This is a genomic window from Leclercia pneumoniae (genome assembly GCF_017348915.1).
Classification (GTDB): Bacteria; Pseudomonadota; Gammaproteobacteria; order Enterobacterales; family Enterobacteriaceae; genus Enterobacter; species Enterobacter pneumoniae.
This window is the reverse complement of sequence record NZ_CP071383.1, coordinates 4,296,113-4,320,481: the sequence shown is the minus strand read 5'-3', so window position 1 is coordinate 4,320,481 and position 24,369 is coordinate 4,296,113. Positions and strand designations below refer to the sequence as shown.

Here is a 24,369-nt window from a genome sequence, read left to right as displayed (position 1 = left end):
GGTGTGGTTATTCGTTAAACTACGGCGGTTGTCGCGGCGACAGAAGTGGCTGCGCACCCGGATGCTGGCGCCTACAGGAACCAGGCCGGGCCGCCGTAAACGAACGCGACACCAACGGAGGGAGTGAGCATGTCTGTACCAACCATCGACTGGGATCTGGCCCTGATCCAGAAATATAACTATTCCGGGCCACGTTATACCTCGTATCCGACCGCGCTTGAGTTTTCAGACGCGTTCAAAGAACCCGATTTTTTGCAGGCTGTTGCGCGTTATCCTGAGCGCCCGCTCTCCCTGTATGTTCATATTCCTTTCTGCCACAAGCTCTGCTATTTCTGCGGCTGCAATAAAATTGTTACCCGCCAGCAGCATAAAGCCGATCAGTATCTGGATGCGCTAGAACAAGAAATTGTGCATCGTGCGCCGCTTTTTGCGGGTCGCCACGTCACTCAGCTGCACTGGGGCGGCGGCACACCAACCTATCTGAATAAAGCGCAGATTAGCCGTTTGATGACGCTGCTGCGTAATCACTTCACTTTCATCGATGACGCTGAGATCTCGATTGAAGTCGACCCACGCGAAATCGAACTGGATGTGCTGGATCACCTCCGCGCTGAAGGATTCAACCGTCTGAGTATGGGCGTGCAGGACTTTAACAAAGAGGTCCAGCGGCTGGTTAACCGCGAGCAGGACGAAGACTTTATCTTTGCCCTGCTCAACCACGCGCGTGATATCGGGTTTACCTCGACCAACATAGATCTGATTTACGGTCTGCCTAAGCAAACGCCTGAGAGCTTCGCCTTCACGTTGAAGCGCGTGGGCGAACTTAACCCGGACCGTCTGAGTGTTTTCAACTATGCGCACCTGCCGACGCTGTTTGCCGCTCAGCGCAAAATTAAAGAGGCCGATCTGCCTTCTGCCCAGCAGAAGCTGGATATCCTGCAGGAAACCATCGCCTCGCTGACCGAAACCGGCTATCAGTTTATCGGGATGGATCACTTCGCCCGCCCGGATGACGAGCTGGCAATTGCTCAGCGCGAAGGGGTACTGCACCGTAATTTCCAGGGCTATACCACGCAGGGCGATACCGATCTGCTGGGGATGGGTGTCTCGGCAATCAGCATGCTGGGTGACTGCTACGCGCAAAATCAGAAAGAGTTAAAGCTCTATTATCAGCAGGTTGATGAAACCGGTAATGCGCTCTGGCGCGGCATCGCGTTAACGCGTGACGACTGCATCCGTCGTGATGTGATCAAAGCACTTATCTGCAACTTCCGTCTCGACTTTAGTGAGGTAGAAGCGCAATGGGATCTGCAATTTAGCGACTACTTTGCAGAAGATATGAGTCTGCTCGCACCGCTGGCGAAAGATGGGCTGGTGGATGTTAACGAGCACGCAATTGAAGTGACGCCGAAAGGGCGTTTATTGATTCGTAATATCTGCATGTGTTTCGACGCATATTTGCGTCAGAAAGCGCGTCTACAGCAGTTCTCGCGCGTCATTTGATATGTACCCCTCTCCCAGGGGGAGAGGGGTTTCGGTCAGCTAAACAGCCCAACCAGTGCCGCACAGAGCACCGCAGCGATTGCGGTTTGCGGCGTATGGCCGGCAGCTGCACCCGCCTCGATGCTTCCTGCCGCCATAGTGATAATTGATTCCAGCATGATGACTCTCCCCGATTTTCGGGCGAGATCATACCCAACTCATCGGAACAGTAAAGTATAAAAATGCAGCAAATTGCACCTGACTGCCCATTTTTACAATCGGTACGCGTGCTACTCCATTCCCAGCTCTTTTAACTTGCGCGTCAACGTATTGCGTCCCCAACCCAGCAGGCGTGCCGCCTCCTGCTTATGCCCCTGGGTATGACGCAGCGCAGTGGTGAGCAGAGTACGTTCCATCTCCGGTTGCGCCTCGGAAAGCAGGTTTTGATGACCGGAACGCAGCGCACGGTCAGCCCACTGGGCCAGCAGCGTTGCCCAGTTGTCGGGCAATGTCTGGCCGCCAGCGCTTTCCGGAACAGGCGCTTCAAACAGCTCAGGCGGCAGATCCTGAATCAGCACTTCCTGGCCCGCTGCCATGACCGTCAGCCAGCGACAGGTATTTTCCAGCTGACGCACGTTACCAGGCCATGCCAGACGCGTTAATGCCGCTTCCGTCTCCGGGTGCAGCAACTTCGCTTCAACGCCCAGTTCTCGGGCCGCAACCTGCAGGAAATGACGCGCCAGACGTGGAATGTCCTCTCGACGCTCACGCAGCGGCGGCAGGTGTACACGGATGACGTTCAGGCGGTGGAACAGATCCTCACGGAATTTGCCCTCCTGCACCCGCATCTCCAGATTCTGATGGGTGGCCGCAATAATACGCACGTCCACCTTCACCGGGGCATAGCCGCCCACGCGATAGAACTGGCCATCAGCCAGTACGCGCAGTAAACGTGTCTGTACATCCAGCGGCATGTCGCCGATCTCATCCAGGAAGAGCGTGCCGCCATCGGCCTGCTCAAATCGCCCCTGACGAATAGTATTTGCGCCGGTAAAGGCTCCTTTTTCGTGACCAAAGAGTTCAGACTCAATCAGGTCTTTGGGGATCGCCGCCATGTTCAGGGCGATAAAGGGGGCTTTTGCCCGCGGGCTGTGGCGATGCAGAGCATGTGCGACCAGTTCTTTACCGGTGCCCGATTCACCGTTAATCAGCACGCTGATAGAGGAGCGCGACAAACGACCGATAATGCGGAACACATCCTGCATTGCGGGCGCTTCGCCAATGATATCGGTGGTGGGGCCAAAGTCCGGCGTGTTACGTGGCTGTTGCTGCTCCTGATAATGGCTAATCGCGCGTTCAACCAACGCCACGGCTTCATCAATATCAAACGGCTTGGGCAGATAGTCGAAGGCCCCTTGCTGATAGGCGCTAACGGCTGCGTCCAGATCCGAGTGTGCGGTCATTATGATGACCGGAAGCATTGGATGACGCTGCTTTATCTGCTTCAACAGCGCCAGCCCGTCCATGCCGGGCATGCGGATGTCAGATAACAGCACATCCGGGGTTTTGGTGGTGAGTGCGTCGAGCACGTCGTTGCCGCTTTCAAAGGTTGTGCAATGTAACCCTGCGCCGGTTAGCGCACGTTCAAGCACCCAGCGGATGGAGCTATCGTCATCAACTACCCAGACTATCCCTCGTTGCATAACTTAACCCTCTATTTCCGAATCGGCAGGTAAACCGAAAACTCGGTATGACCCGGCCAACTGGTAAATTCAATTTTGCCGGAATGCTGATCAATCAAATTACGGGCAATGGATAAGCCCAGCCCGGTGCCACCTTCGCGACCGCTTACCATGGGGTAAAAGATCGTGTCCTGCAGCTGGGAAGGAATGCCTGGGCCGTTATCTTCCACATCAATCCGCGCGGCCAGACGATAGCGCACCCCGTGCAGCGTTAGCTGGAACGCCGTACGCGTACGCAGCACAATTTCACCGCCCTGAGGTCCTAATGCCTGCAAGGCATTACGCACAATATTGAGAAGAACCTGCTCAACCTGGTCCGGATCATGTGGCAGTTCGGGAAGGCTGGGATCGTAATCCCGCACCAGAGTGACGTTTTCAGGCAGCTCCATAGAGACCAGTTTCACCACGCGCTCGGCGACCTTGTGAATGCTCTCCGTGACGTGCATACCGGGCTGCTGCGGGCCAAGCAAACGGTCCACCAGATTACGCAGACGGTCTGCCTGCTCAATGATGACATTGGTATATTCCGCCAGCGCAGGGTCGGGCAGGGCTTTGGTGAGCAGTTGCGCAGCACCCCGCAGTCCGCCAAGCGGATTCTTGATTTCATGGGCCAATCCCCGCACCAGATCGCGGGCGGCAACCTGCTGCGCATGCTGAAGCTGTTCCTGGCTCAGGCGACGCTGATTATCCATCGGCGCCATCTCAAGCAGAATTAATCCTTCAGGCAGCCGCTGGGCGGTCAGGGAGAGAATATGCGAGCGCCCGTCAATCACCAGCGTCACTTCGTTATCGGTAAAGCCCTGGCCCGCCTGCAGACTCTCCTGCATCAGACCAATATTCAGCGAAAAATAACTTAAGAGTTCCGGCAGCGGGGTGCCGAACAGTTTGCGTGAACTCTGGGCGAGCAGCTGCTGTGCCGCTGGGTTGGCGAAATGAACAGCCAGCTCATCATCGACCAGTAAGATGCTGTTAATCAGTGAATTGAGGATCTGCCCAGCATCGGGCAGCGTGCCAGTTGCCATTCAGCAGTCTCCTGACGTTGATTGCACTCTTTTAGTGCAGTATAGGGTTTTCGCGGTAAAAAACTCGTCAAATCAGGTTGTTGGTGGTGAAAAAAGCCCATCCGAAGATGGGCTGAAAGTTTCCACGGCAACAAAAAATCTTCTGGCGTCTTTCGTTTTATGACAAGAAATTCGCCAGGTTTTCATCTCTAACTTAAACGCTGTAGTACAGCTCGAACTCAACCGGGTGCGGAGTCATACGCACGCGGTCGTTTTCTTCAGTGCGCAGCGCGATGTAAGCGTCGATAGCTTCATCGGTGAACACGCCGCCCGCGGTCAGGAACTCACGGTCTGCGTCCAGCGCCTGCAGGGCTTCTTCCAGAGAACCGGCAACCTGTGGGATCTCTTTCGCTTCTTCTGGCGGCAGGTCGTACAGGTTTTTGTCCATGGCTTCGCCAGGGTGGATCTTGTTCTTGATACCGTCCAAGCCAGCCATCAGCAGCGCGGCGAAGCACAGGTATGGGTTAGCCGCTGGGTCCGGGAAGCGCACTTCGATACGACGCGCTTTCGGAGAGGCAACAACCGGGATACGGATAGAAGCAGAACGGTTACGGGCAGAGTAGGCCAGCATAACCGGCGCTTCGTAGCCTGGGACCAGACGCTTATAGGAGTTGGTGGTTGGGTTCGCCAGGGCGTTGATGGCTTTAGCGTGTTTGATCACACCGCCAATGTAGTGCAGCGCCTGCTCGGACAGACCAGCATACTTGTCGCCAGAGAACAGGTTGGTACCGTTCTTGGACAGAGACATGTGGCAGTGCATACCAGAACCGTTATCGCCAAACATCGGTTTTGGCATAAAGGTCGCTGTTTTACCGAAGCGGTGTGCCACGTTGTGAACAACGTATTTGTAGATCTGAATCTCGTCCGCTTTTTTGGTCATGGTGTTGAAGCGGGTCGCGATTTCGTTCTGGCCAGCCGTTGCCACTTCGTGGTGGTGTGCTTCAACCACCAGGCCCATCTCTTCCATGATCAGACACATGGTAGAGCGGATGTCCTGTGAAGAGTCGACCGGAGGAACCGGGAAGTAACCGCCTTTCACGCCAGGACGGTGACCTTTGTTACCACCTTCGTATTTGGTGGAGGAGTTCCATGCACCTTCGATGTCATCGATAGCAACATGGGAACCTGAAATGGTCGCGCCGAAACGGATGTCGTCAAACAGGAAGAACTCTGGCTCTGGCCCAAACAGAACGGTATCTGCGATGCCGGTGGAACGCAGGTACTCTTCAGCGCGCTTCGCGATGGAGCGCGGGTCGCGGTCGTAACCCTGCAGCGTGCCTGGTTCGAGGATATCGCAACGGATGATCAGGGTTGGTTCTTCGAAGAACGGGTCAATGAGCGCAGTGGTTGCATCTGGCATCAGAACCATGTCGGATTCGTTAATGCCTTTCCAGCCACCAATGGAGGAGCCGTCAAACATTTTGCCTTCTTCAAAGAATTCGGCGTTTACCTGATGAGCAGGAATAGTGACGTGCTGTTCTTTACCTTTGGTATCGGTGAAGCGCAGATCAACAAACTTCACTTCATGTTCGTTCAGCATCGTCAAAACGTGTTCAGCGGACATACTTAACTCTCCAGATTGGTCATTGTCGTCGTGGTAACGAGGTCTTCAATTTCTGTTTGTACTGGCTGGATGCCATGTTTTTTATAAAGCGAAATCTGTGCCAACTTTTAAAATACCCTAAAAAGGCGTTATCATGCGCACTATAGTGCAAAAGGGCTGCACCATGATGGTCATGTTGCACCAGTATAGTGCTTCAATGTGAACATTAAGCACCATATTGGTGCAATTTACGTTAAAGTGCCCTTTTACCGCTCCGTGAAAGTGATCACAAAGCATCTCTGCAATACTTGTTTGCGGGGGATGTTTGTGATCCTGTTTTGTAGTGCGATTAATCCGTGTACAATAACGCGCTATTTCTAAATGCCTGAGGCAAAGTTGTGATCGAAAATTTGCGTAACATCGCCATCATCGCGCACGTTGACCATGGTAAAACTACCCTGGTTGATAAGCTGCTGCAGCAGTCCGGTACGTTTGATGCTCGTGCCGAAACTCAAGAGCGTGTGATGGACTCCAACGATTTGGAGAAAGAGCGTGGGATTACCATCCTCGCCAAAAACACCGCCATCAAATGGAATGACTACCGTATCAACATCGTTGATACCCCAGGCCACGCCGACTTCGGCGGTGAAGTTGAGCGTGTAATGTCCATGGTAGACTCCGTTCTGCTGGTCGTTGACGCAATGGATGGCCCAATGCCGCAGACGCGCTTTGTGACCAAAAAGGCGTTCGCCCATGGTCTGAAGCCAATTGTTGTTATCAACAAAGTTGACCGTCCTGGCGCGCGTCCTGACTGGGTTGTAGATCAGGTATTCGACCTGTTCGTTAACCTCGACGCGACCGACGAGCAGCTGGACTTCCCTATCGTTTACGCTTCCGCGCTGAACGGTATTGCAGGTCTGGACCACGAAGATATGGCGGAAGACATGACCCCGCTGTATCAGACAATTGTTGACCGTGTTCCTGCACCAAACGTTGATCTCGACGGCACCCTGCAGATGCAGATCTCTCAGCTCGATTACAACAACTACGTTGGCGTTATCGGCATTGGTCGTATCAAGCGCGGTAAAGTTAAGCCTAACCAGCAAGTTACTATCATCGATAGCGAAGGCAAAACCCGTAACGGTAAAGTGGGCAAAGTGCTGACTCACCTGGGTCTGGAGCGTATCGATAGCGATATCGCTGAAGCTGGCGATATCATTGCCATCACCGGTCTGGGCGAGCTGAACATCTCCGACACTATCTGCGATCCGCAGAAAGTTGAAGCGCTGCCAGCCCTGTCCGTTGATGAACCGACTGTATCTATGTTCTTCAACGTCAACACCTCTCCATTCTGTGGTAAAGAAGGTAAGTTCGTTACCTCTCGTCAGATCCTTGACCGCCTGAACAAAGAGCTGGTGCACAACGTTGCGCTGCGCGTTGAAGAGACCCCTGATGCGGACGCCTTCCGCGTTTCCGGTCGTGGTGAGCTGCACTTGTCAGTTCTGATCGAAAACATGCGTCGTGAAGGTTTCGAAATGGCGGTTTCCCGTCCGAAAGTTATCTTCCGCGAAATCGACGGCCGTAAACAAGAGCCGTTCGAAAACGTGACGCTGGACGTTGAAGAGCAGCACCAGGGTTCTGTCATGCAGGCTCTGGGTGAGCGTAAAGGCGACCTGAAAAACATGAATCCAGATGGCAAAGGCCGCGTACGTCTCGACTACGTGATCCCAAGCCGTGGCCTGATCGGCTTCCGTTCTGAGTTCATGACCATGACTTCAGGTACCGGTCTGCTGTACTCCACCTTCAGCCACTACGACGACGTTCGTCCAGGCGACGTTGGCCAGCGTAACAACGGCGTTCTGATCTCTAACGGTCAGGGTAAAGCGGTTGCGTTCGCCCTGTTCAGCCTGCAGGACCGCGGTAAGCTGTTCCTGGGTCACGGTGCGGAAGTTTATGAAGGCCAGATCATCGGTATTCACAGTCGTTCTAACGACCTGACTGTAAACTGCCTGACCGGTAAGAAACTGACCAACATGCGTGCGTCCGGTACTGACGAAGCGACGGTTCTGGTTCCACCGATCAAGATGACCCTGGAGCAAGCTCTGGAGTTCATCGATGATGACGAACTGGTAGAAGTGACTCCACAGTCAATTCGTATCCGTAAACGTCACCTGACTGAGAACGATCGTAAACGCGCAATGCGCGGTCCGAAAGAAGATTAATCTTCACTAACGGACACTAAAAAGCCGCTGAGAGATCAGCGGCTTTTTTATTAGAACGCGTAGCGTAATCCCAGACGGATTCGATACTGCTCCCGGTTGTAATCATTCCATCTATCCAGCCACTGAAGTTCGAGATACGGCAGCCAGTTTCTGTCGAGCTTATAGCTGAACTTATTCGTTATTTCCCAATGATGATCCTTGCCGTTTTTGCTGTGGTAATCATTCACCCGCTGAAAATAGTGCGGTTCAAAGGTGTAGAAAAACGCATCCGTAAGCCTGAAATTCCAGTAGTTGGCGAATTCGTGCGTGTCATTCTTATCCATTAGCCCGTTATCGTCCGGCGTATCGTAATTATTATGGTTATAGCGATAGCGGAACGTCAGATTAAACCCGTCCGTGAATTTATAGTTAGTGTCAAAATAAAGGGCACCACCCGAACCGGCACTACTGTCGTTAATCAGGCCGCCGGGCTGAAAGGTGAGTTTGTCGGTCGGTTTAAAGAGCGGGTACCACCCCTCTATTTCGTTATAGCTGTGCTTGAGTTCGTCCCATTTCCCCACGTTATAGGCGTTGGTGAACATCAGCCCCGCGCCCATATCGAAGTTATATCCCGCGCGCAGGATCACCTCGTGCAGCTCAGAGGCCGTATTGTAGGCTTCGCGGGTTTCAACATACGCCCCGGCAAATACCGGGCAGGACACAGACGACACAATCAGTACAGTGATGATTCTTTTCATAATTTGTCCATGTATCAAGTACAGAAAGGCCTCCCTCCTGATTATTAGGAAGGAACTGCGGGCCGGATTTATTGTTATAAAGTGACTGCTGACGCTTTATTATTAGGGGTTGTCTCAGGGGTATTCCCTGACTGTTTTTTCCGCTTTCCAATCTCCTCGATAATTAACGCGAAGCGCGTTTCGTTGAGTTTATAAAACAGCCCCATGGTCACGGCGGCAACAATCGCCAGGCCGCACGGCCAGAGGAAAATAAGCTGACGCAATCCCAGCAGCGTGCCCGCGCTCTGCACGGCATGAGGTATATACCCAATCTGCGTCAACATAATGCCCGGCAGGAACCCGGCGAGGGCGGCGGAGATTTTGCGTGAGAAGGTATAGCCGGTATAGACCGACCCTTCGGCGCGAATCCCCGTTTTCCACTCGCCGTAATCTACAGTATCCGGCACCAGCGCCCAGTTCAGGCTGTTCACAAACGCCGTGCCGAAAAAGGCCATGCAGGAAAAGAGCACGAATAGCAGCGAGCTGGTCCCCCAGAAGAAGTTCAGCACGTCGCCCACTGCCCACAGCGCCAGTCCGCCCAGATAAACCGGCTTCTTGCCAAAGCGTTTTACGGCACCGGGCACCAGAAACACGCCAATCAGAATGCAGCCCATGCTGAAAAAGCCCATCCACGACAGCAAATGCAGATCGTTAAGCACGTACTGGGTGTAATAGACCTGAATCGCCAGCTTGATGTTAAACGCCGCCAGGGTGCAGAGGTTAGCAATGCACAGCACCAGCAGCGGTGGATTGCGAAAGATGGCGCAGAAGGACTTCAGGATCCCGGGTTTATGGTGATCGGGCGAGATCTCGACATACCGCTCTTTTACGCCGCTGTAGCACCACCACATGCAGAACAAACCGCCGGTGACAAACACCAGTGCGGCCACCAGATAGCCGAGGGAGGGCTGGCTGACGAACAGCGCCTGAATGGGCATAAAGCCGACGGTGCAAAGTAACAGCCCCACCGTCGCGCCGCCCTGACGCCATGCCGCAAGCTGCGCCCGCTCGTTCGGGTTTTTGGTGATGGCCGGAACCATCGCGCCGTAAGAGCAGTTCATCAGGCTATAGCACAGGCCGAACATCATAAAGAGCACGGTGGCGAGGGCCGTTTTCACCGTCAGGCTAAAATCGTTGGCCATAAACTGCGCCGTGGCAACCAGCGCCACCGGCACAGAGGCATACAGAATGAATGGCCGGAATTTGCCCCTCGCGCCGATATGACGCCGGGAATCCAGCAGCACCCCGGTCAGCATGTCGGTAAAGGCGGTAAAAAACTTCGCGACCAGGAAAATAATGCCGCCATAGAAGGCGGGCATGCCCAGCTCATCGGTGTAAAACTTCAGCAGATACAACGTGCCGATACAGAGCATCAGATTCGAGCCAAAATCGCCCATCCCATAGGCGCACTTCTCGCGCAGGCTCAGCTTCAGGGTTAACGGATCAGGAGTATGTGTCATGGTCGATCCTCTGCGCGTCCCGCAGGGCGCGCGCTCAAGTCATTCAGGCCGTACGTTTGCGCAGCTCAATTTCTTCCACGATGCGCACATACATCTTCTCGTTGAGGTTGTAGAAGCAGCCCATCGCCACGATGGTGATGACCGCCAGCAGACTCGGGTAGATAAATATCAGCTGCCGTAGCCCTTCAACCGTTCCGGCAGACTGCACCACGTTGGGCACATAGCCGATTTGCGTCAGCATGATCCCCGGGAAAAAGCCTGCCAGCGCCTGGGAGACCTTACGGAAGAAGGTAAACCCGGTATAGACCGTCCCTTCGGAGCGCACGCCGGTGCGCCACTCGCCGTACTCCACGGTATCGGACACCAGCGCCCAGTTCAGGCTGTTCACAAACGCGGAGCCGAAGAACGCCAGGCATGAGAACGCCACAAAGCTCACCGAGCCGCCGCCGAAGAAGTAGTTGAGCAGATCGCCGGCCACCCAAATCATCAGCCCGCTGATGTAGACCTTTTTCTTACCGAAGCGACGCACCGCGCCGGGCATCATAAACACGCCGATAAAAATACAACCCATGCTGAAGAAGCCCATGTACGACAGCAGGATCGGGTCGTTCAGCACGTACTGCGTGTAGTAGACCTGGATGGCGAGTTTGACGTTAAAGGCCCCCAGCGTGCAGAGGTTGGCAATGCAGAGAATAAACAGCGGGCGGTTGCCGGCGATGGCGCGAAACGACTGTAGCAGGCCCGGCTTTTGTGCGGGGTTAGCGGGCTGCGCCTCGACGTAGCGCTCGGTCACGCCCTTATAGCACCACCACATAAAGAACAGCCCGAACAGCGAGAAGAGGGTGGCGGCAAAGATATAGCCCAGCTGATCGTTGCCTTCAATCAGGTTCATCACCGGGACAAAGCCGACGGTACACAGCAGCAGGCCCAGCGTCGCGCCGCCCTGACGCCAGGCCGCCAGCGCGGCGCGCTCGTCCGGGTTTTTGGTAATGGCGGGTACCATGGCGCCGTAAGAGCAGTTCATCATGCTGAAGAACAGGCCGTACAGCATGAACAGCACCGTCGCCATCACCGTTTTGCCGGTTATCTCAAACGGCGTGCCGACGAAGTTTGCAATCGCCAGCAGCGTGACCGGAAACGCCGCATAGAGCACGAACGGGCGGAATTTGCCCTTCGGCCCGATCTTGCGCTGGGAGTCGAGCATGATCCCGGTGCCCATATCGGTAAAGGCGGTAAAGAACTTGGCGATCAGGAAGATAATGCCGCCGTAGGTGCCAGGCAGGCCCAGCACGTCGGTATAAAACTTCAGCAGGTACAGCGTGCCGATATCCAGCAGGATGTTAGAGCCGAGATCGCCCATCCCGTAGGCGAGTTTTTCTTTAAACGGCAGGCGTAGGGTTGCCGGATCAGAAGTATGTTGACTCATTATTGTTCTCCGTCTGCCCGCAGGTCTCCCTGCGGGCGAGCCTTATCAGATATGACGTAAGGTGCTAAACAGATCTGCCCATTCGCTTTGCTGGCGATAGAAGACCGGAGTTTTGCCGAGCGGGGCTTCGACGGTCACGTCACCGCCCTGACAGGTTTCTCCCGTCCAGGCATTCACCCAGGTGTCCTGTGGCAGGTAGAGGATCCAGTCGGTGCGGCCCTCTTCGTGAACGGGTGCCACCAGCAGATCGCGGCCAAGCAGGTATTGATACTTCAGCGTGTAGGCGCGCGCGTCGTCTTCGTAGTGCAGGAACAGCGGGCGCATCACCGGCAGGCCCGTTTTAGCGTTCTGCGCAACCGCGGCTTTGATATACGGCTTCAGCGTGGTGAAGACCGTGGTCATCCGCGCGAAGTGGGCGATGGTTTCGGCGTCGGCGTCGAACTGCCAGTTATCGCCAGGGCGGTTACCTTCGTGGGTACGCATCATCGGTGTGAAGGCGCTGAAATCGCACCAGCGCAGCAGCAGCTCTTTGCTGCGCTTCATCCCGAACAGCGTGGTATAACCGCCGATATCGCTGTGGTGCAGGCCGTGGCCGGTCATCGCCAGCGAGAGCGCCGCGGGAACAACCGAGGCCAGGCCATCGTCGAGGCTCCAGTCGACGTTCTGATCGCCCGCCCACATCATCACCGAGTGCTTCTGGCTGCCGGTATAGCCCGCGCGCATAAAGAACAGGATCTCGCCAAGCTTGCCGGTCTCCTCCAGCGCCTCGTAGTTACACTTCGCCCACAGCGCAGGCCAGGCGTTATGCATAATTTCCGCGCTTACGCCGTTATGCAGGAAGGTGTCGGTCGGCAGATACTCGCCGAAATCGGCCATCCAGCCGCCGCAGCCCAGTTCGATCAGGTTCTTTTTGATGACCTCTTTGTACCAGTCATAGGCTTCGGGGTTGGTCAGGTCGATAACGCCCGCGTAAAACTCGCCGAATTCGACGTGGTAATCCTTACCCTCGGCGTTTTTGGTCAGATAGCCGCGTTTCGCTGCTTCTTCGCACAGGTCGCGATCGCTGGCGACGTACGGGTTGATGTAGGAGAGGAACTGCACGCCTTCCTGTTTCCATTGCGGAATGCGGGTATCCAGCTGCGGATAAAGCTCGCTGTTCCACTTCCAGTTCCACATCACGCGTTTGCCGAAGGAGGTCATGCGAATGCCGGACCAGTCCTGCGCCCAGATGCCGTTCACCTTCACGCCGCCGTTACGCATGACGTCGAGCTTCTGCTGACACACGTCGGTGCCGCCCTGAATGCCGAGCGTCACGCCATCGTAAACCCAGTCCGGCAGTTCCGGCTGACGGCCCAGCAGGGCGGTGAGTTTTTCTAGCAGATCGACGTAGGTTTCTGCACATTCGAAGCGCAGCGTGGCGTTATCTTCCCAGAAAGCCAGCTCATGGTAGTCCGGCGCGCTGAAGTCGAAGTTCATGTAGCAGCTGTTATCGACGTGGCAGTAGTACTTCTGGGTGCTCACAAAGGTGGGCTGCGGGAAGAAGGTCCAGTAGTAGTCGCCCCCGGCGTTCTCTTTGCAGTCGGCCTGCCAGGTGACGTAAGTTTGCTTGTTACGCCCCACGCCCTGCTCGCTGGTCCACAATGGGAACGGCTTGCCGCGCAGGTCAAAGTAGGAGAACTGCTCCCCGCAGCCGTAGATATGATCCTCTGGCTGCGCTGCCAGCCGCAGCCAGATGCGGTTATGGCTGGTGGCGTCGTTTTGCAGCCTGAGTTCCAGGCGACCTTCTGCATCCACACCGATCCGCAGCGTGGCGCTCACCGTGTCGCCGCGGGTGAAGCGGATCGCCCAGCCCGCCTCTTGCTGCGTAACCGTAGCTTCGGTCAGCGCGATCTTCTCATTCAGGTTGTCTTTGATGCTGAAGTTGCCGCGAAACATCTCAATATCTGCCTCACCCGCACCAATCCACAGGCAGGGCGCATCGGCGGAGTGGGAGATAATAAGGCGGTCCTGCCAGCGCAGGGTGAAACCTGTTTCAGTATTCTTTAAATCAATATTGTGTAGGGTACGCATATAAACTCCGTTTTTATTATTTAGCCAGGCTGTCCAGCAAACCGGCGGCGACGGCAGGGGCTAAGCCCGGTGCCAGCGGCAGGCGGGGGATCACCAGGCAGTGCAGCAGATGATAGATATCCTGCTTGCCGTCCCAGACTTTGGTGGTCACTTCGTTATTGGTATCCAGCTCCTGCCACCACGAACCGTTTTCGTAATCCATCAGGTATTTGATGCAGTAATCCCACCACGTCTGATACCACGCCTCGTACTGCGCCTCGCCGGTGACCGTATAGAGCGCATAAGCCGTGCCCATCGCCTCGACGATCGGCCAGCGCACGCGTTCGCGCACGATAGGCTTGCCGTCCCAGCCCACGGAGTAGACAAAACCATCGGCCCCGTCGGGCGCCCAGGCATCGCGGATGGTGGCGTGGAACAGGCCTTTCGCATCTTCCAGCAGCCACTCCGGCGGCGTTTCAAAGCGGGCTTCCAGCGCGGCGCGCAGGTGCAGCATCAGGCGGCCCCACTCGATCCAGTGGCCCGGCGTGCCGCCGTAGGCGCGGAAGCGGTGGGCGGGGTTATCGATGTTGTAATCGCGGATCGGGTTCCAGTGAGTGTCGAAATGTTCGTTAACGCGATAGTCTCCCTTGCGCGCCACGTCGTGAATAATCACCGAGGCAATGCGCAGGGCGCGGTCGAGCCATTTACGATCGTGGGTCACGTCATAGACGATCAGGAAGGCTTCCACGGCGTGCATATTGGCATTACCGCCGCGGTAATCTTCGGTCTTGCTGAACGCTTCGTCCCAGGATTCGAGGCACATCTGCTCCTCTTCGCTCCAGAAGTAGCGCTCGATCACCGCAATGGCCTCGTCGAGAAGCGGGCGCGCCTGCGGGTGGCCGGTGGTGACGGCGCTTGCCGCACCCAGCAGCACGAAGAAGTGCTGATAACCCTGCTTGGAGGCGTCGATCACGCCCTCATCGTTAACGCAGGCATACCAGCCGCCGTGCTGACTGTCGCGCAGCGGGCCGTTCAGGGCGTTGATGCCGTGCTCAACCAGCGCATACGCGCCAGGACGCCCCATGTTGGCGGCAACCGCGTAAACGTGCAGCATGCGGGCGGTGATCCACAGGTGGGTGCCCATATCGCTACGCACCTGGCCGTTATTGCCCAGCCAGCCGAAGCCGGTCGGCACGGCGGCATTTTTACCGAAATCGAGAATGCGGTCGGTCTCTTGCTCAAGCCAGCGGTTGTGGCTCAGGGTGTTAAACCATTTCATGTTCAGCTCCTTTCTTAACGGCGAGCCATCATTTCGTCGACGATCTCACCCAAACGCTGCAGTTTGGGTACAGAAATATCGCGAAGCATCATTTCGGTGTCCGGCAGACCCACCACCGACGACCAGACGGCCCGACCAGCGAGGAAACCGGATGCGCCCGCCTGCATGGCAACCTGTACCGCGCGGGGGAAGAGTTTGTCGTCCACGCCGGAGGAGAGGATCACCCATGGCATGGCGATGTTCTCGTTCAGCTTCTGCGAGGCGGTCAGTAGCGCCTGCTGAGAACCTTTGCCGAACAGGGGCATCTCCACCTTGTAGAGGTCGGCACCGCTGTCGCCGAGCTCTTTTGCCGCCTCGATAATCGCCTGTTCGCGGTTAAAGGTGGCCCCGCGACGCGGCGGGCGAACAACGGGCTCGATAATGCTCAGCAATCCGTTGTCGTGACACAGCCGGTTAAACGCCTTCACCATCTCCAGACGCTGCTGCGGATCTTCGTCGCTGCGCCAGAGCACCAGCAGTTTCAGCGCCTTGCCGCCGTCGCGTTTAACCGCCTGTGCATCGATATTTTTATCAATCACCACGCTGTCGACCGGAATACCGTTCCCCGGAATAAACTCGTCGGCGGCCACAATCATTGCGCAGCTTTTGGCCACCGCCTGCTGCTCGACGATCTGGCGATAGCAAAACTGCTGGTCGACCAGGATCGCAGAGGCATACGGCGAGAGAATTTTGGCCGCGTTGACCTTAAAATCGGTCAGGTGTTGGTCGCTGACCGGCTCCGGGGCACCCGCCGCGGCAAACATCAGGCGCATCGCCTCGCGCTGGTCAACGGCCAGCATTGCAAAACCGCCGGAAGGCCGGGTGATATCGTTCAGGGTGTACGTCGTCATTTCTTAATCCTTTCCTGTCAGTGTGATTTTTTCAGCCCGGCGGATGCGCGAACCTGTTCAAGAATGGCCGTCCAGTCTTCGCGCCCGCGTCCGGCGGCGCGCGCCTGGTTGTAGACCTCGCGGGAGGCGGCACCCAGCGGCATCGGAACGTGCAGCTGGTTTGCGACATCCAGGGCGATCCCCAGATCTTTATGCGCCAGGTCGATCATGAAGGCGGGCGTAAGATCGCCCTTCAGTACCTTGTTCGGCCAGGAGGTGGTGAAGTGGCCTTTACCCGCTGGTGTACCGCTCATCACCTTCAGCGCGACATCGAAGGAGAGGCCGAGCGCTTCACACAGTACGGCCGCCTCGGCGGAAAGCGCGTTAAGGGCGATGCTCATGTAGTTGTTAATAAGCTTCACGCGGATCCCCATGCCCGGACCGCCCGCATTGACCAGCTCGTTGCCCATCGCCATCAGCACTGGGGTGGCGCGCTCAACCTGCTGCGCCGTGCCGCCTGCCAGCAGGAGCAATGTCCCGGCGATGGCATGGTCAGAGGTGCGTCCGACGGGAACGTCCATCATGCTGAAACCTGACTCAGCCATTTCGCCGATCAGGGCGTCGGTTTGCAGCGGGTGAATGGTGGACATATCAATGACCAGCGCGTCGCGGGATAACCCTTCACACACGCCCTGCTCGCCAAAGAGCACCGAGCGCACCAGGTCGCCGTTTGGCAGCATGGTGATGACAAACTCGGCCCCTCTTGCTGCCTGTTCAGGCGTTTGTGCTGCCTGCGCGCCGCACTCCACCAGCGCCTGTACGGCCTGCGGGTTCACGTCGAAGACGCAAAGCGAATGGTCGTGCTTCAGCAGATTCTTCGCCATTGGCGCGCCCATCTGCCCTAAACCGATAAATGCGATTGCTGACATCTCTCTCTCCTGTCACATCGTGTCAAGTATTGCGCGTTTTTGTTGTCTGTTTTTGATCGTATTTGTAATTTATAGTCAAAAAATTGACACGGGTCACTTTTTAAACATTTGGTGAAATTAAAATGAGAGCATCAGAAAACGCATAAGGATTGACCATGACTCGCATCGTTTGTGTCGGCATTACCGTGCTGGATCGCATCTGGTATCTCGATGATTTGCCAAAAGAAGGGGGAAAGTATGTCGCGCAAAACTATACGGAAGTGGGCGGCGGCCCGGCGGCTACGGCGGCGGTGGCTGCAGCGAAGCTCGGGGCAAGCGTGGACTTTATTGGCCGGGTGGGTGATGACGATACCGGCAACCGCCTGCTTGCGGAGCTGGAGTCCCAGGGGGTGAAGACGCGTTTTACCCGCGTGGTGAAGGGGGCGCGCTCTTCGCAATCGGCGGTACTGGTGGATGCGAACGGGGAGCGGATTATCGCTAACTACCCCAGCCCTGACCTTCCGCCAGACGCGGACTGGCTTGCAGATATCGATTTTTCACAATGGGATATGGTGCTGGCGGACGTGCGCTGGCACGACGGTGCCAGGCAGGCGTTCACTCTGGCGCGCCAGCAGGGGGTGCCAACCCTGCTTGATGCGGACGTCACGCCGCAGGACATTGCGGAGCTGATTGCGCTAAGCGACCATGCGGCCTTTTCCGCACCGGGCCTGCGGCGTTTAACGCAGCGGGAGAATACCCTGGAGGCGCTTAAACAAGCACAAACGCTCACAAATGGTCATGTTTACGTGACCCAGGGCAGTGAAGGGTGCTACTGGCTGGAGAGTGGGCAGCTTTGCCATCAGCCAGGATTCAGCGTGGATGTGGTGGATACCACGGGCGCGGGGGATGTTTTTCACGGTGCGCTGGCGGCGAGCCTGGCGCAGCGCGCGCCTGCACAGAACGCCATGCGCTTTGCCAGCGCGGTCGCGGCGCTGAAGTGTACCCGCCCCGGCGGACGTGCGGGGATCCCCGACTGTGATCAAACCCGCTCTTTCTTGTCACTTTTTGTATAAAATGCTCAACGTGATGGTTTTCAAAGGACAACCCATGAGCCTTACCGAAATGACCGGTAACCCGCGGCACGATCGGCTGCTTACGCTTATCGCTGAACGTGGCTATATGAACATCGATGAACTGGCGCAGCTGCTGGATGTCTCGACGCAGACGATACGACGGGACATTCGTAAGCTGAGCGAGCAGGGGCTGATCACGCGTCATCACGGTGGCGCGGGGCGCGCGTCGAGCGTGGTCAATACGGCCTTTGAACAGCGCGAAGTCTCCCTGACGGAAGAGAAGCGGGCCATTGCCGAAGCCATCGCCGATTACATCCCCGATGGGTCGACGGTGTTTATCACCATTGGTACAACGGTAGAGCACGTTGCGCGGGCGTTGCTCAACCATAACCATCTGCGCATCATCACTAACAGCCTGCGGGTGGCGCACATTCTCTACAAAAATCCGCGCTTTGAGGTGATGGTGCCGGGCGGGACCTTGCGCCCACATAACGGGGGCATCATCGGGGCTGCTGCCACGGCGTTTGTCTCGGGCTTTCGGGCGGATTACCTGGTCACCAGCGTCGGGGCGATTGAGCAGGACGGTGCGATGTTGGAGTTTGATGTCAACGAGGCCAGCGTGGTGAAAACGATGATGGCCCACGCCCGGCACATTTTACTGGCGGCCGATCATACTAAGTATCACGCCTCTGCCGCGGTCGAGATTGGTAACGTGGCGCAGGCGACGGCGCTCTTCACCGACGAAGGCCCGGGCGCCGCGCTGCAAACCCATCTTAAATCCAGCAAAGTCGAAGTGGTGGTTGTGAGCGACCCACTGCCGGGTTAATACCTCTCACGGCCCGACATTCTGGTCGGGCTGTGCCTTTCTCTAAGCTGAATCTGGCGCATAGCCAAACCTTCTCTTTCCCGCTACAGTTACTTTTCACGGCGAAAAGGAGATAAACATGCTTTATATCTTTGACTTAGGAAACGTAATCGTCGATATCGATTTTAATCGGGTGCTGGGCGCATGGAGCGATCTGAGCCGTGTCCCGCTGGCGACGTTAAAGCAAAATTTCACGATGGGCGAAAGCTTCCATCAGCATGAGCGCGGCGAAATTAGCGACGAACTCTTCGCTGAAAAACTGTGCCATGAAATGGAATTGCCCCTCAGTTATGAACAGTTCTCACTCGGTTGGCAGGCGGTATTTGTCGCGATCCGCCCGGATGTGATCGACATCATGCATAAACTTCGCGAACAGGGACATCGGGTCGTTATTCTCTCGAATACCAACCGCCTGCATACCACGTTCTGGCCTGACGAGTATCCGGAAGTGAAGGCCGCAGCAGACCACATTTACCTCTCCCAGGAGATGGGCATGCGCAAACCGGAAGCGCGAATCTACCAGGCAGTGCTGCAGGCAGAAGGTTTCACGGCCAGCGATGCCGTCTTTTTTGACGATAACGCCGATAATATAGAGGGCGCTAGCCAGTGTGGTATGACTTCCATTCTGGTGACCGGAAAAGAGACGATACCGAACTACTTTGCGAAGCTGTTATGTTAAAAACTGTTCATCAAAAAGCGGACCACCACACTCGGCCTTTCCGGGCCTGGATAAAACTCCTCTGGCACCGCATCGATGAGGACAACATGACTACCCTGGCGGGAAACCTTGCCTACGTGTCACTGTTGTCTCTGGTGCCGCTGGTGGCCGTTATTTTTGCCCTGTTTTCCGCCTTTCCCATGTTTTCGGACGTGAGCCTGCAACTTCGGCATTTTGTTTTTGCGAACTTTATTCCCGCCACCGGCGATGTCATCCAGAATTATATTGAGCAGTTTGTCGCTAATTCCAGCAAGATGACCGCGGTAGGGGCATGCGGGCTGATCGTTACGGCATTACTGTTAATGTATGCCATTGATAGTGCGCTGAATACTATCTGGAGAAGTAAGAAAGCACGCCCTAAGGTTTACTCTTTCGCCGTCTACTGGATGATCTTAACCCTTGGGCCGCTGCTGGCGGGTGCCAGTCTGGCGATAAGTTCCTATTTGCTCTCGCTACGCTGGGCCAGCGATCTCAACAGTATGATTGATGATGTGCTGCGGATCTTTCCCCTTATCCTCTCATGGCTCTCTTTCTGGCTGCTCTATAGCGTCGTGCCAACGACCCGCGTGCCAAACCGCGATGCTGTCGTAGGGGCGCTGGTGGCGGCTGTGCTCTTCGAATTGGGTAAGAAAGGCTTTGCCCTTTACATCACGATGTTCCCGTCTTACCAGCTGATTTACGGCGTACTGGCAGTGATCCCCATTTTGTTTGTCTGGGTTTACTGGACCTGGTGTATCGTCTTGCTAGGCGCCGAAATAACTGTCACTCTCGGGGTCTACCGCGAACTCAAACAAGAAGCACTGGCTGAAAAACAACGAGAAGCAGACCAACCATGATTGCATTGATTCAACGCGTAACCCGTGCCAGCGTCACCGTGGAGGATGAGGTGACGGGTGAAATCGGCCCAGGACTTTTGGTGTTGTTAGGTGTCGAAAAGGATGACGACGAACAAAAAGCCAACCGCTTATGTGAACGTGTGCTGGGTTACCGCATCTTCAGCGATGCCGACGGGAAGATGAACCTTAACGTGCAGCAGGCAGGCGGCAGCGTGCTGGTCGTTTCCCAGTTTACGCTGGCGGCCGATACCGAGCGCGGTATGCGCCCAAGTTTTTCTAAAGGCGCTGCGCCCGATCGTGCTGAAGCACTCTATGAATACTTTGTTGAACGTTGTCGCCAACAAGACATGCATACGCAAACCGGACGATTCGCTGCAGATATGCAGGTTTCGCTGGTGAACGATGGCCCTGTCACCTTCTGGCAGCAGGTATGAGCCAACTGGCGGCATGGCCGCGGTTAACAAGAGAGAGTACACCTATGTATCACCTTCGAGTACCGCAAACGGAAGAAGAGTTAGAGGTCTATTACCAGTTCCGCTGGGAGATGCTGCGCAAGCCGTTACATCAGCCGAAAGGTTCAGAGCGCGACGCCTGGGATGCCATGGCGCACCATCAGATGGTGGTCGATGAAGAGGGTAACCTGGTCGCCGTCGGGCGTTTGTATATCAACGCAGATTATGAAGCCTCCATTCGTTTTATGGCGGTGCACCCCTCCGTTCAGGACAAGGGGCTAGGTACGCTGATGGCAATGACCCTGGAGTCCGTTGCGCGTCAGGAAGGGGTTAAGCGCGTCACCTGTAGCGCCCGCGAAGATGCCGTGGAGTTCTTCGCCAAGCTTGGTTTTGTTAATCAGGGCGAAATTACCGCGCCGCAAACCACGCCGATCCGCCACTTTTTGATGATCAAACCTATCGCTACCCTGGACGATATTCTTCACCGTGCCGACTGGTGCGGACAACTGCAGCAGGCCTGGTATCAACATATCCCCCTCAGCGAAAAGATGGGCGTACGTATCCAGCAGTATACCGGGCAAAAATTCATCACCACTATGCCGGAAACCGGCAACCAGAACCCGCACCATACGTTGTTTGCCGGGAGCTTATTCTCGCTGGCAACGCTCACCGGCTGGGGGCTGATCTGGCTGATGCTGCGTGAGCGTCATCTCGGAGGCACCATCATCCTGGCAGATGCCCACATTCGCTACAGTGCGCCAATTAGCGGCAAGCCAAGCGCGGTGGCCGATCTGGGCGCCCTCGGCGGCGATCTCGACCGCCTGGCGCGTGGCCGCAAAGCACGCGTGCAGATGCAGGTCGAGCTTTTCGGCGATGAAACCCCGGGCGCGGTGTTTGAAGGCACTTATATTGTTTTGCCTGCGAAGCCTTACGGTGCATACGAAGAGGGCGGGAACGAGGAAGAGTAGCGCCTTAATGGCTAACGCCGAGAAGCATGGAATGAAACCGCCGGATGCCATTATTCTGGCCACGGCGCAGAGCAAAAATTGCCCGTTAATTTCACGCAATAGTCAGGATTTTTCAGGGCACCTTATCACCTGTAGGCCGGGCAACTCTGTGCCGCCCGGCGCTGTTACAGGAAGCTACTCCCCTTCACCCGGGAACATAAACGGGTTAATCGAGCTGCGACCAAAGCCTTCTTGCTCCATTCGCGCATCCAGCACTAACGTTGCCAGATCGTCCGCTACGGCTTCAACTTTCGGGTCTTTTTCCTGATACAGAATCTTCAGGTAAGTGCCACAGTCGCCGCAGCTTTCAGCTTTCACCGCCGCCTCTTCGTTTTCCAGTGACCAGTAGTTGAGATCGCGGGTCTGCTCGCAGTTGCTGCATTTGATGCGCACCACGTGCCACTCGGTCTCGCACAGGTTGCAGTGCAGATAACGCAGCCCTTGCGTGGTACCAATTTGCACAATGCTGGTGACCGGCATAGAGCCACACACCGGGCAGAACTGGCGCGCTTCGCCGTATTCGGCCCGAGCCTTGCCCGGAATCAGGCTGGCCATTTGTGCCCAGTAGAGCGACAGCGCGGCCCAGATAAACGGCGCTTTATCACTGCTGACCAGTGAGAAGTCAGAGGCGAACAGCGCGCTCGCCATCTCTTCCAGCTCCAGGTCAGAGGCTTTTTCCAGGTTCTCAATGACCGCCAGCGCCGTGCCGCTCATTTCCGGCTTCAGCTCGGCAATCAGCGAATGCAGCAACTTATGCCAGTGCTTGTCGCGCGGCAGGACATGAATATCCAGCGGCGGCTTGCCCTGCGCATTGGCCTCTTTAATGCGCGCGGTGAGGTCCATCTGCAGCGGATGGTCGTACAGCACCACCTCCTGCGCATGGGCGACCAGCGCCGCAAAGCGCAGAAAATCGCCCAGTGGGTTGCTCTCGGCCAGTTCGCGCAGACGCTCTGCGCGGCGGTTATAGAGGTTCTTGAGTCTGGGGAATAACAACGGCGGAATGTAATCCGCCGTGCGTTTCTCGCTCGAACCCAGCTCATCTTGCGGGATTATGCGAATACTCATTCAGATGACTTTTCCTGTTTCTGGCGGACTTCACGGTACCAGCGCGGGTGATGTTTCTTCGCCCACGTACTGGTTACCCATCCTTCCACCATCGCGGTAATGGTGCCTTTCACCCAGAGGGCGGCGTAAATATGCACCATGATAACCACAATTAACGCCACTGCGGCAAATGAATGCAGCATCAGCGCGAATCGGATCACCGGGATTGAGAAAGCAGGCGCAAAGTACGGACGCCAGATGATCACACCGCTTACCAGCAACAGGACCAGGAAGATAATCGCCGCCCAGAATACGCATTTCTGGCCGAAGTTATAACGCCCGGTATCACCTACTTCCTCGTTGACGACGATCTTACGAATATTCTTCGCCCAAAAGATATCATCCCGATTGATTAGGTTATGGTGCCAGTAGCGGAAAAACATAATGATGAACGACGCGAACATGATGACGCCAACAAACGGGTGCAGTATACGCGCCAGCTGTGGTGTTCCCATGATCTGCATCAGCCAGTTGAAGGACGGGAAGAAGAATCCTAGCCCGCTTATCGCCGCCAGCATGAAGCAGAAGGCGGTGACCCAGTGGTTGATGCGTTCCGGCGCGGTATAGCGCACGATGGTGTCACGTTTTCTCATTTGCGCACCTCGTCTTTCTCTTCATGCAGGTTGTCGTCTTCCTCTTCCGCGCGGTTCGGACCGACGCCGACGTAGTGGAAGATGCTCGCTGCGAAGGTGGCAGCAAACCCGACCGCTGCCAGCGGTTTCCAGATGCCTTTCCAGAACTTCACCGTGGCGCTGATTTCCGGGTTCTCCGGCAGACCATGATACAAATTCGGCTTGTCGGCGTGGTGCAACACGTACATGACGTGCGTCCCGCCCACCCCGGCCGGATCGTACAGGCCCGCGTTGTCGTAACCACGGGTTTTCAGCTCACCCACGCGCTCTGCCGCCAGCGTCTTCATATCCTCTTTGGAACCAAAGTGGATAGCCCCCGTTGGGCAGGTCTTCACGCATGCCGGCTCCTGGCCGACGGTAACGCGATCAACGCACAGCGTGCATTTGTAGACGCGGTTGTCTTCCGGATTCAGTCGCGGCACGTCGAACGGACAGCCCGCAATGCAGTAGCCGCAGCCAATGCACTGCTCGGACTGGAAGTCGACGATGCCGTTGGCATACTGAATGATAGCCCCTTCCGACGGACAGGCTTTCAGGCAGCCCGGATCCGCACAGTGCATACAGCCATCTTTGCGGATCAGCCATTCCAGTTTGTCGTTCTGCTCCACTTCCGAGAAACGCATCACCGTCCAGGACTTGGCGGTCAGGTCTGCCGGGTTGTCGTACACCCCAACGTTGTGCCCTACTTCGTCGCGGAGGTCGTTCCACTCCGAGCAGGCCACCTGACAGGCTTTACAGCCGATACAGGTGGTCACGTCGATAAGCTTTGCCACTTCCTGCTGGTGGTCCCGCGCCTGAGGCGCGGGCGTGAAACTGTTTGTCGCGGAACGACGGATAATGTCTTGAGATTGATAAGCCATAGGTC

Annotated in this window: 22 protein-coding genes and 1 pseudogene; 9 read left to right on the top strand and 14 right to left on the bottom strand. The window is 56.2% G+C overall.

Annotation, left to right across the window (positions count from 1 at the left end):
* Positions 1-129 precede the first annotated feature (129 nt).
* Positions 130-1,503 carry an oxygen-independent coproporphyrinogen III oxidase gene (gene hemN, locus JZ655_RS20935; RefSeq protein WP_040077938.1) on the top strand — a complete coding sequence of 458 codons (1,374 nt, stop codon included), beginning with the start codon at positions 130-132 and terminating at the stop codon, positions 1,501-1,503.
* Positions 1,504-1,538: 35 nt separating this feature from the next.
* Here hemN and JZ655_RS20930 read toward each other — a convergent pair whose 3' ends face one another.
* The 4 genes from JZ655_RS20930 to glnA form a co-directional block, all read right to left on the bottom strand.
* Positions 1,539-1,661, bottom strand: a complete 123-nt coding sequence (locus tag JZ655_RS20930; protein ID WP_154298886.1) for a YshB family small membrane protein — start codon at positions 1,659-1,661, stop codon at positions 1,539-1,541.
* 111 nt (positions 1,662-1,772) lie between these two features.
* A complete protein-coding gene (gene glnG / locus JZ655_RS20925) occupies positions 1,773-3,185 on the bottom strand; it encodes a nitrogen regulation protein NR(I) (protein WP_046886176.1) in 1,413 nt (470 codons plus the stop codon).
* Between the two features lie 11 nt (positions 3,186-3,196).
* The gene (glnL, locus tag JZ655_RS20920; protein ID WP_040077941.1) at positions 3,197-4,246 is read right to left on the bottom strand and encodes a nitrogen regulation protein NR(II); all 1,050 of its coding nucleotides are present in this window, start codon (positions 4,244-4,246) and stop codon (positions 3,197-3,199) included.
* Between the two features lie 193 nt (positions 4,247-4,439).
* Complete coding sequence (gene glnA, locus JZ655_RS20915; RefSeq protein ID WP_040077943.1) at positions 4,440-5,849, bottom strand: glutamate--ammonia ligase; 1,410 nt, start codon at positions 5,847-5,849, stop codon at positions 4,440-4,442.
* Positions 5,850-6,226: 377 nt separating this feature from the next.
* On the opposite strand from glnA, the gene typA reads away from it, so the two are divergent.
* The gene (gene typA / locus JZ655_RS20910; RefSeq protein ID WP_046886177.1) at positions 6,227-8,050 is read left to right on the top strand and encodes a ribosome-dependent GTPase TypA; all 1,824 of its coding nucleotides are present in this window, start codon (positions 6,227-6,229) and stop codon (positions 8,048-8,050) included.
* Between the two features lie 50 nt (positions 8,051-8,100).
* Here typA and ompL read toward each other — a convergent pair whose 3' ends face one another.
* The 7 genes from ompL to yihU form a co-directional block, all read right to left on the bottom strand.
* Complete coding sequence (gene ompL / locus JZ655_RS20905; RefSeq protein WP_046886178.1) at positions 8,101-8,787, bottom strand: porin OmpL; 687 nt, start codon at positions 8,785-8,787, stop codon at positions 8,101-8,103.
* Positions 8,788-8,861: 74 nt separating this feature from the next.
* Positions 8,862-10,286 carry an MFS transporter gene (locus JZ655_RS20900; protein ID WP_207292659.1) on the bottom strand — a complete coding sequence of 475 codons (1,425 nt, stop codon included), beginning with the start codon at positions 10,284-10,286 and terminating at the stop codon, positions 8,862-8,864.
* A 43-nt stretch (positions 10,287-10,329) separates the two neighbouring features.
* The gene (locus tag JZ655_RS20895) at positions 10,330-11,712 is read right to left on the bottom strand and encodes an MFS transporter (RefSeq protein WP_207292658.1); all 1,383 of its coding nucleotides are present in this window, start codon (positions 11,710-11,712) and stop codon (positions 10,330-10,332) included.
* 45 nt (positions 11,713-11,757) lie between these two features.
* The gene (locus JZ655_RS20890) at positions 11,758-13,782 is read right to left on the bottom strand and encodes an alpha-glucosidase (RefSeq protein ID WP_207292657.1); all 2,025 of its coding nucleotides are present in this window, start codon (positions 13,780-13,782) and stop codon (positions 11,758-11,760) included.
* Between the two features lie 16 nt (positions 13,783-13,798).
* A complete protein-coding gene (yihS, locus tag JZ655_RS20885; RefSeq protein ID WP_207292656.1) occupies positions 13,799-15,040 on the bottom strand; it encodes an AGE family epimerase/isomerase in 1,242 nt (413 codons plus the stop codon).
* Between the two features lie 14 nt (positions 15,041-15,054).
* Entirely contained in the window at positions 15,055-15,930 is an 876-nt protein-coding gene (gene yihT / locus JZ655_RS20880) for a sulfofructosephosphate aldolase (RefSeq protein WP_207292655.1), read from the bottom strand.
* A 17-nt stretch (positions 15,931-15,947) separates the two neighbouring features.
* Entirely contained in the window at positions 15,948-16,838 is an 891-nt protein-coding gene (gene yihU / locus JZ655_RS20875) for a sulfolactaldehyde 3-reductase (protein ID WP_046886182.1), read from the bottom strand.
* A 155-nt stretch (positions 16,839-16,993) separates the two neighbouring features.
* Between yihU and JZ655_RS20870 the strand changes: the two genes are divergently transcribed.
* The 7 genes and pseudogenes from JZ655_RS20870 to JZ655_RS21465 form a co-directional block, all read left to right on the top strand.
* A complete protein-coding gene (locus tag JZ655_RS20870) occupies positions 16,994-17,890 on the top strand; it encodes a sugar kinase (RefSeq protein ID WP_207292654.1) in 897 nt (298 codons plus the stop codon).
* A 34-nt stretch (positions 17,891-17,924) separates the two neighbouring features.
* A complete protein-coding gene (locus JZ655_RS20865) occupies positions 17,925-18,716 on the top strand; it encodes a DeoR/GlpR family DNA-binding transcription regulator (protein WP_207292653.1) in 792 nt (263 codons plus the stop codon).
* Positions 18,717-18,834: 118 nt separating this feature from the next.
* On the top strand, positions 18,835-19,434 hold the full coding sequence (gene yihX / locus JZ655_RS20860) for a glucose-1-phosphatase (RefSeq protein WP_040077957.1): 600 nt from the start codon (positions 18,835-18,837) through the stop codon (positions 19,432-19,434).
* A complete protein-coding gene (locus tag JZ655_RS20855; protein WP_046886184.1) occupies positions 19,428-20,309 on the top strand; it encodes a virulence factor BrkB family protein in 882 nt (293 codons plus the stop codon). The genes yihX and JZ655_RS20855 overlap by 7 nt, the downstream gene beginning before the upstream one ends.
* Positions 20,306-20,743 carry a D-aminoacyl-tRNA deacylase gene (gene dtd / locus JZ655_RS20850; protein ID WP_207292652.1) on the top strand — a complete coding sequence of 146 codons (438 nt, stop codon included), beginning with the start codon at positions 20,306-20,308 and terminating at the stop codon, positions 20,741-20,743. Before JZ655_RS20855 ends, dtd begins: the two co-directional genes overlap by 4 nt.
* A 44-nt stretch (positions 20,744-20,787) precedes the next feature.
* Positions 20,788-21,729 (top strand): fatty acid biosynthesis protein FabY, encoded by a 942-nt coding sequence (fabY, locus tag JZ655_RS20845; RefSeq protein WP_046886185.1) that lies wholly within the window; start codon positions 20,788-20,790, stop codon positions 21,727-21,729.
* 19 nt (positions 21,730-21,748) lie between these two features.
* Positions 21,749-21,847: pseudogene (locus tag JZ655_RS21465) on the top strand (PIN domain-containing protein); the annotation flags it as partial.
* A gap of 56 nt (positions 21,848-21,903) precedes the next feature.
* Here JZ655_RS21465 and fdhE read toward each other — a convergent pair.
* From fdhE to fdxH, 3 genes are read right to left on the bottom strand one after another with little or no spacing between them, the layout of a single operon-like run.
* Positions 21,904-22,833, bottom strand: a complete 930-nt coding sequence (gene fdhE, locus JZ655_RS20840; RefSeq protein WP_046886186.1) for a formate dehydrogenase accessory protein FdhE — start codon at positions 22,831-22,833, stop codon at positions 21,904-21,906.
* Positions 22,830-23,465 (bottom strand): formate dehydrogenase cytochrome b556 subunit, encoded by a 636-nt coding sequence (gene fdoI / locus JZ655_RS20835; protein ID WP_008501832.1) that lies wholly within the window; start codon positions 23,463-23,465, stop codon positions 22,830-22,832. The genes fdhE and fdoI overlap by 4 nt, the downstream gene beginning before the upstream one ends.
* Positions 23,462-24,364: a formate dehydrogenase subunit beta gene (gene fdxH / locus JZ655_RS20830; RefSeq protein WP_010436855.1), complete on the bottom strand. Its 903-nt coding sequence runs from the start codon at positions 24,362-24,364 to the stop codon at positions 23,462-23,464. The genes fdoI and fdxH overlap by 4 nt, the downstream gene beginning before the upstream one ends.
* Positions 24,365-24,369: the final 5 nt, after the last annotated feature.

What these genes read in the sequence shown, in the direction of transcription:
- hemN (WP_040077938.1), top strand. Translation starts at nt 130, where the DNA reads ATGTCTGTACCAACCATCGACTGGGATCTGGCCCTGATCCAGAAATAT.
- JZ655_RS20930 (WP_154298886.1), bottom strand. Translation starts at nt 1,661, where the DNA reads ATGCTGGAATCAATTATCACTATGGCGGCAGGAAGCATCGAGGCGGGT.
- glnG (WP_046886176.1), bottom strand. Translation starts at nt 3,185, where the DNA reads ATGCAACGAGGGATAGTCTGGGTAGTTGATGACGATAGCTCCATCCGC.
- glnL (WP_040077941.1), bottom strand. Translation starts at nt 4,246, where the DNA reads ATGGCAACTGGCACGCTGCCCGATGCTGGGCAGATCCTCAATTCACTG.
- glnA (WP_040077943.1), bottom strand. Translation starts at nt 5,849, where the DNA reads ATGTCCGCTGAACACGTTTTGACGATGCTGAACGAACATGAAGTGAAG.
- ompL (WP_046886178.1), bottom strand. Translation starts at nt 8,787, where the DNA reads ATGAAAAGAATCATCACTGTACTGATTGTGTCGTCTGTGTCCTGCCCG.
- JZ655_RS20900 (WP_207292659.1), bottom strand. Translation starts at nt 10,286, where the DNA reads ATGACACATACTCCTGATCCGTTAACCCTGAAGCTGAGCCTGCGCGAG.
- JZ655_RS20895 (WP_207292658.1), bottom strand. Translation starts at nt 11,712, where the DNA reads ATGAGTCAACATACTTCTGATCCGGCAACCCTACGCCTGCCGTTTAAA.
- JZ655_RS20890 (WP_207292657.1), bottom strand. Translation starts at nt 13,782, where the DNA reads ATGCGTACCCTACACAATATTGATTTAAAGAATACTGAAACAGGTTTC.
- yihS (WP_207292656.1), bottom strand. Translation starts at nt 15,040, where the DNA reads ATGAAATGGTTTAACACCCTGAGCCACAACCGCTGGCTTGAGCAAGAG.
- yihT (WP_207292655.1), bottom strand. Translation starts at nt 15,930, where the DNA reads ATGACGACGTACACCCTGAACGATATCACCCGGCCTTCCGGCGGTTTT.
- yihU (WP_046886182.1), bottom strand. Translation starts at nt 16,838, where the DNA reads ATGTCAGCAATCGCATTTATCGGTTTAGGGCAGATGGGCGCGCCAATG.
- JZ655_RS20870 (WP_207292654.1), top strand. Translation starts at nt 16,994, where the DNA reads ATGACTCGCATCGTTTGTGTCGGCATTACCGTGCTGGATCGCATCTGG.
- JZ655_RS20865 (WP_207292653.1), top strand. Translation starts at nt 17,925, where the DNA reads ATGAGCCTTACCGAAATGACCGGTAACCCGCGGCACGATCGGCTGCTT.
- yihX (WP_040077957.1), top strand. Translation starts at nt 18,835, where the DNA reads ATGCTTTATATCTTTGACTTAGGAAACGTAATCGTCGATATCGATTTT.
- JZ655_RS20855 (WP_046886184.1), top strand. Translation starts at nt 19,428, where the DNA reads ATGTTAAAAACTGTTCATCAAAAAGCGGACCACCACACTCGGCCTTTC.
- dtd (WP_207292652.1), top strand. Translation starts at nt 20,306, where the DNA reads ATGATTGCATTGATTCAACGCGTAACCCGTGCCAGCGTCACCGTGGAG.
- fabY (WP_046886185.1), top strand. Translation starts at nt 20,788, where the DNA reads ATGTATCACCTTCGAGTACCGCAAACGGAAGAAGAGTTAGAGGTCTAT.
- fdhE (WP_046886186.1), bottom strand. Translation starts at nt 22,833, where the DNA reads ATGAGTATTCGCATAATCCCGCAAGATGAGCTGGGTTCGAGCGAGAAA.
- fdoI (WP_008501832.1), bottom strand. Translation starts at nt 23,465, where the DNA reads ATGAGAAAACGTGACACCATCGTGCGCTATACCGCGCCGGAACGCATC.
- fdxH (WP_010436855.1), bottom strand. Translation starts at nt 24,364, where the DNA reads ATGGCTTATCAATCTCAAGACATTATCCGTCGTTCCGCGACAAACAGT.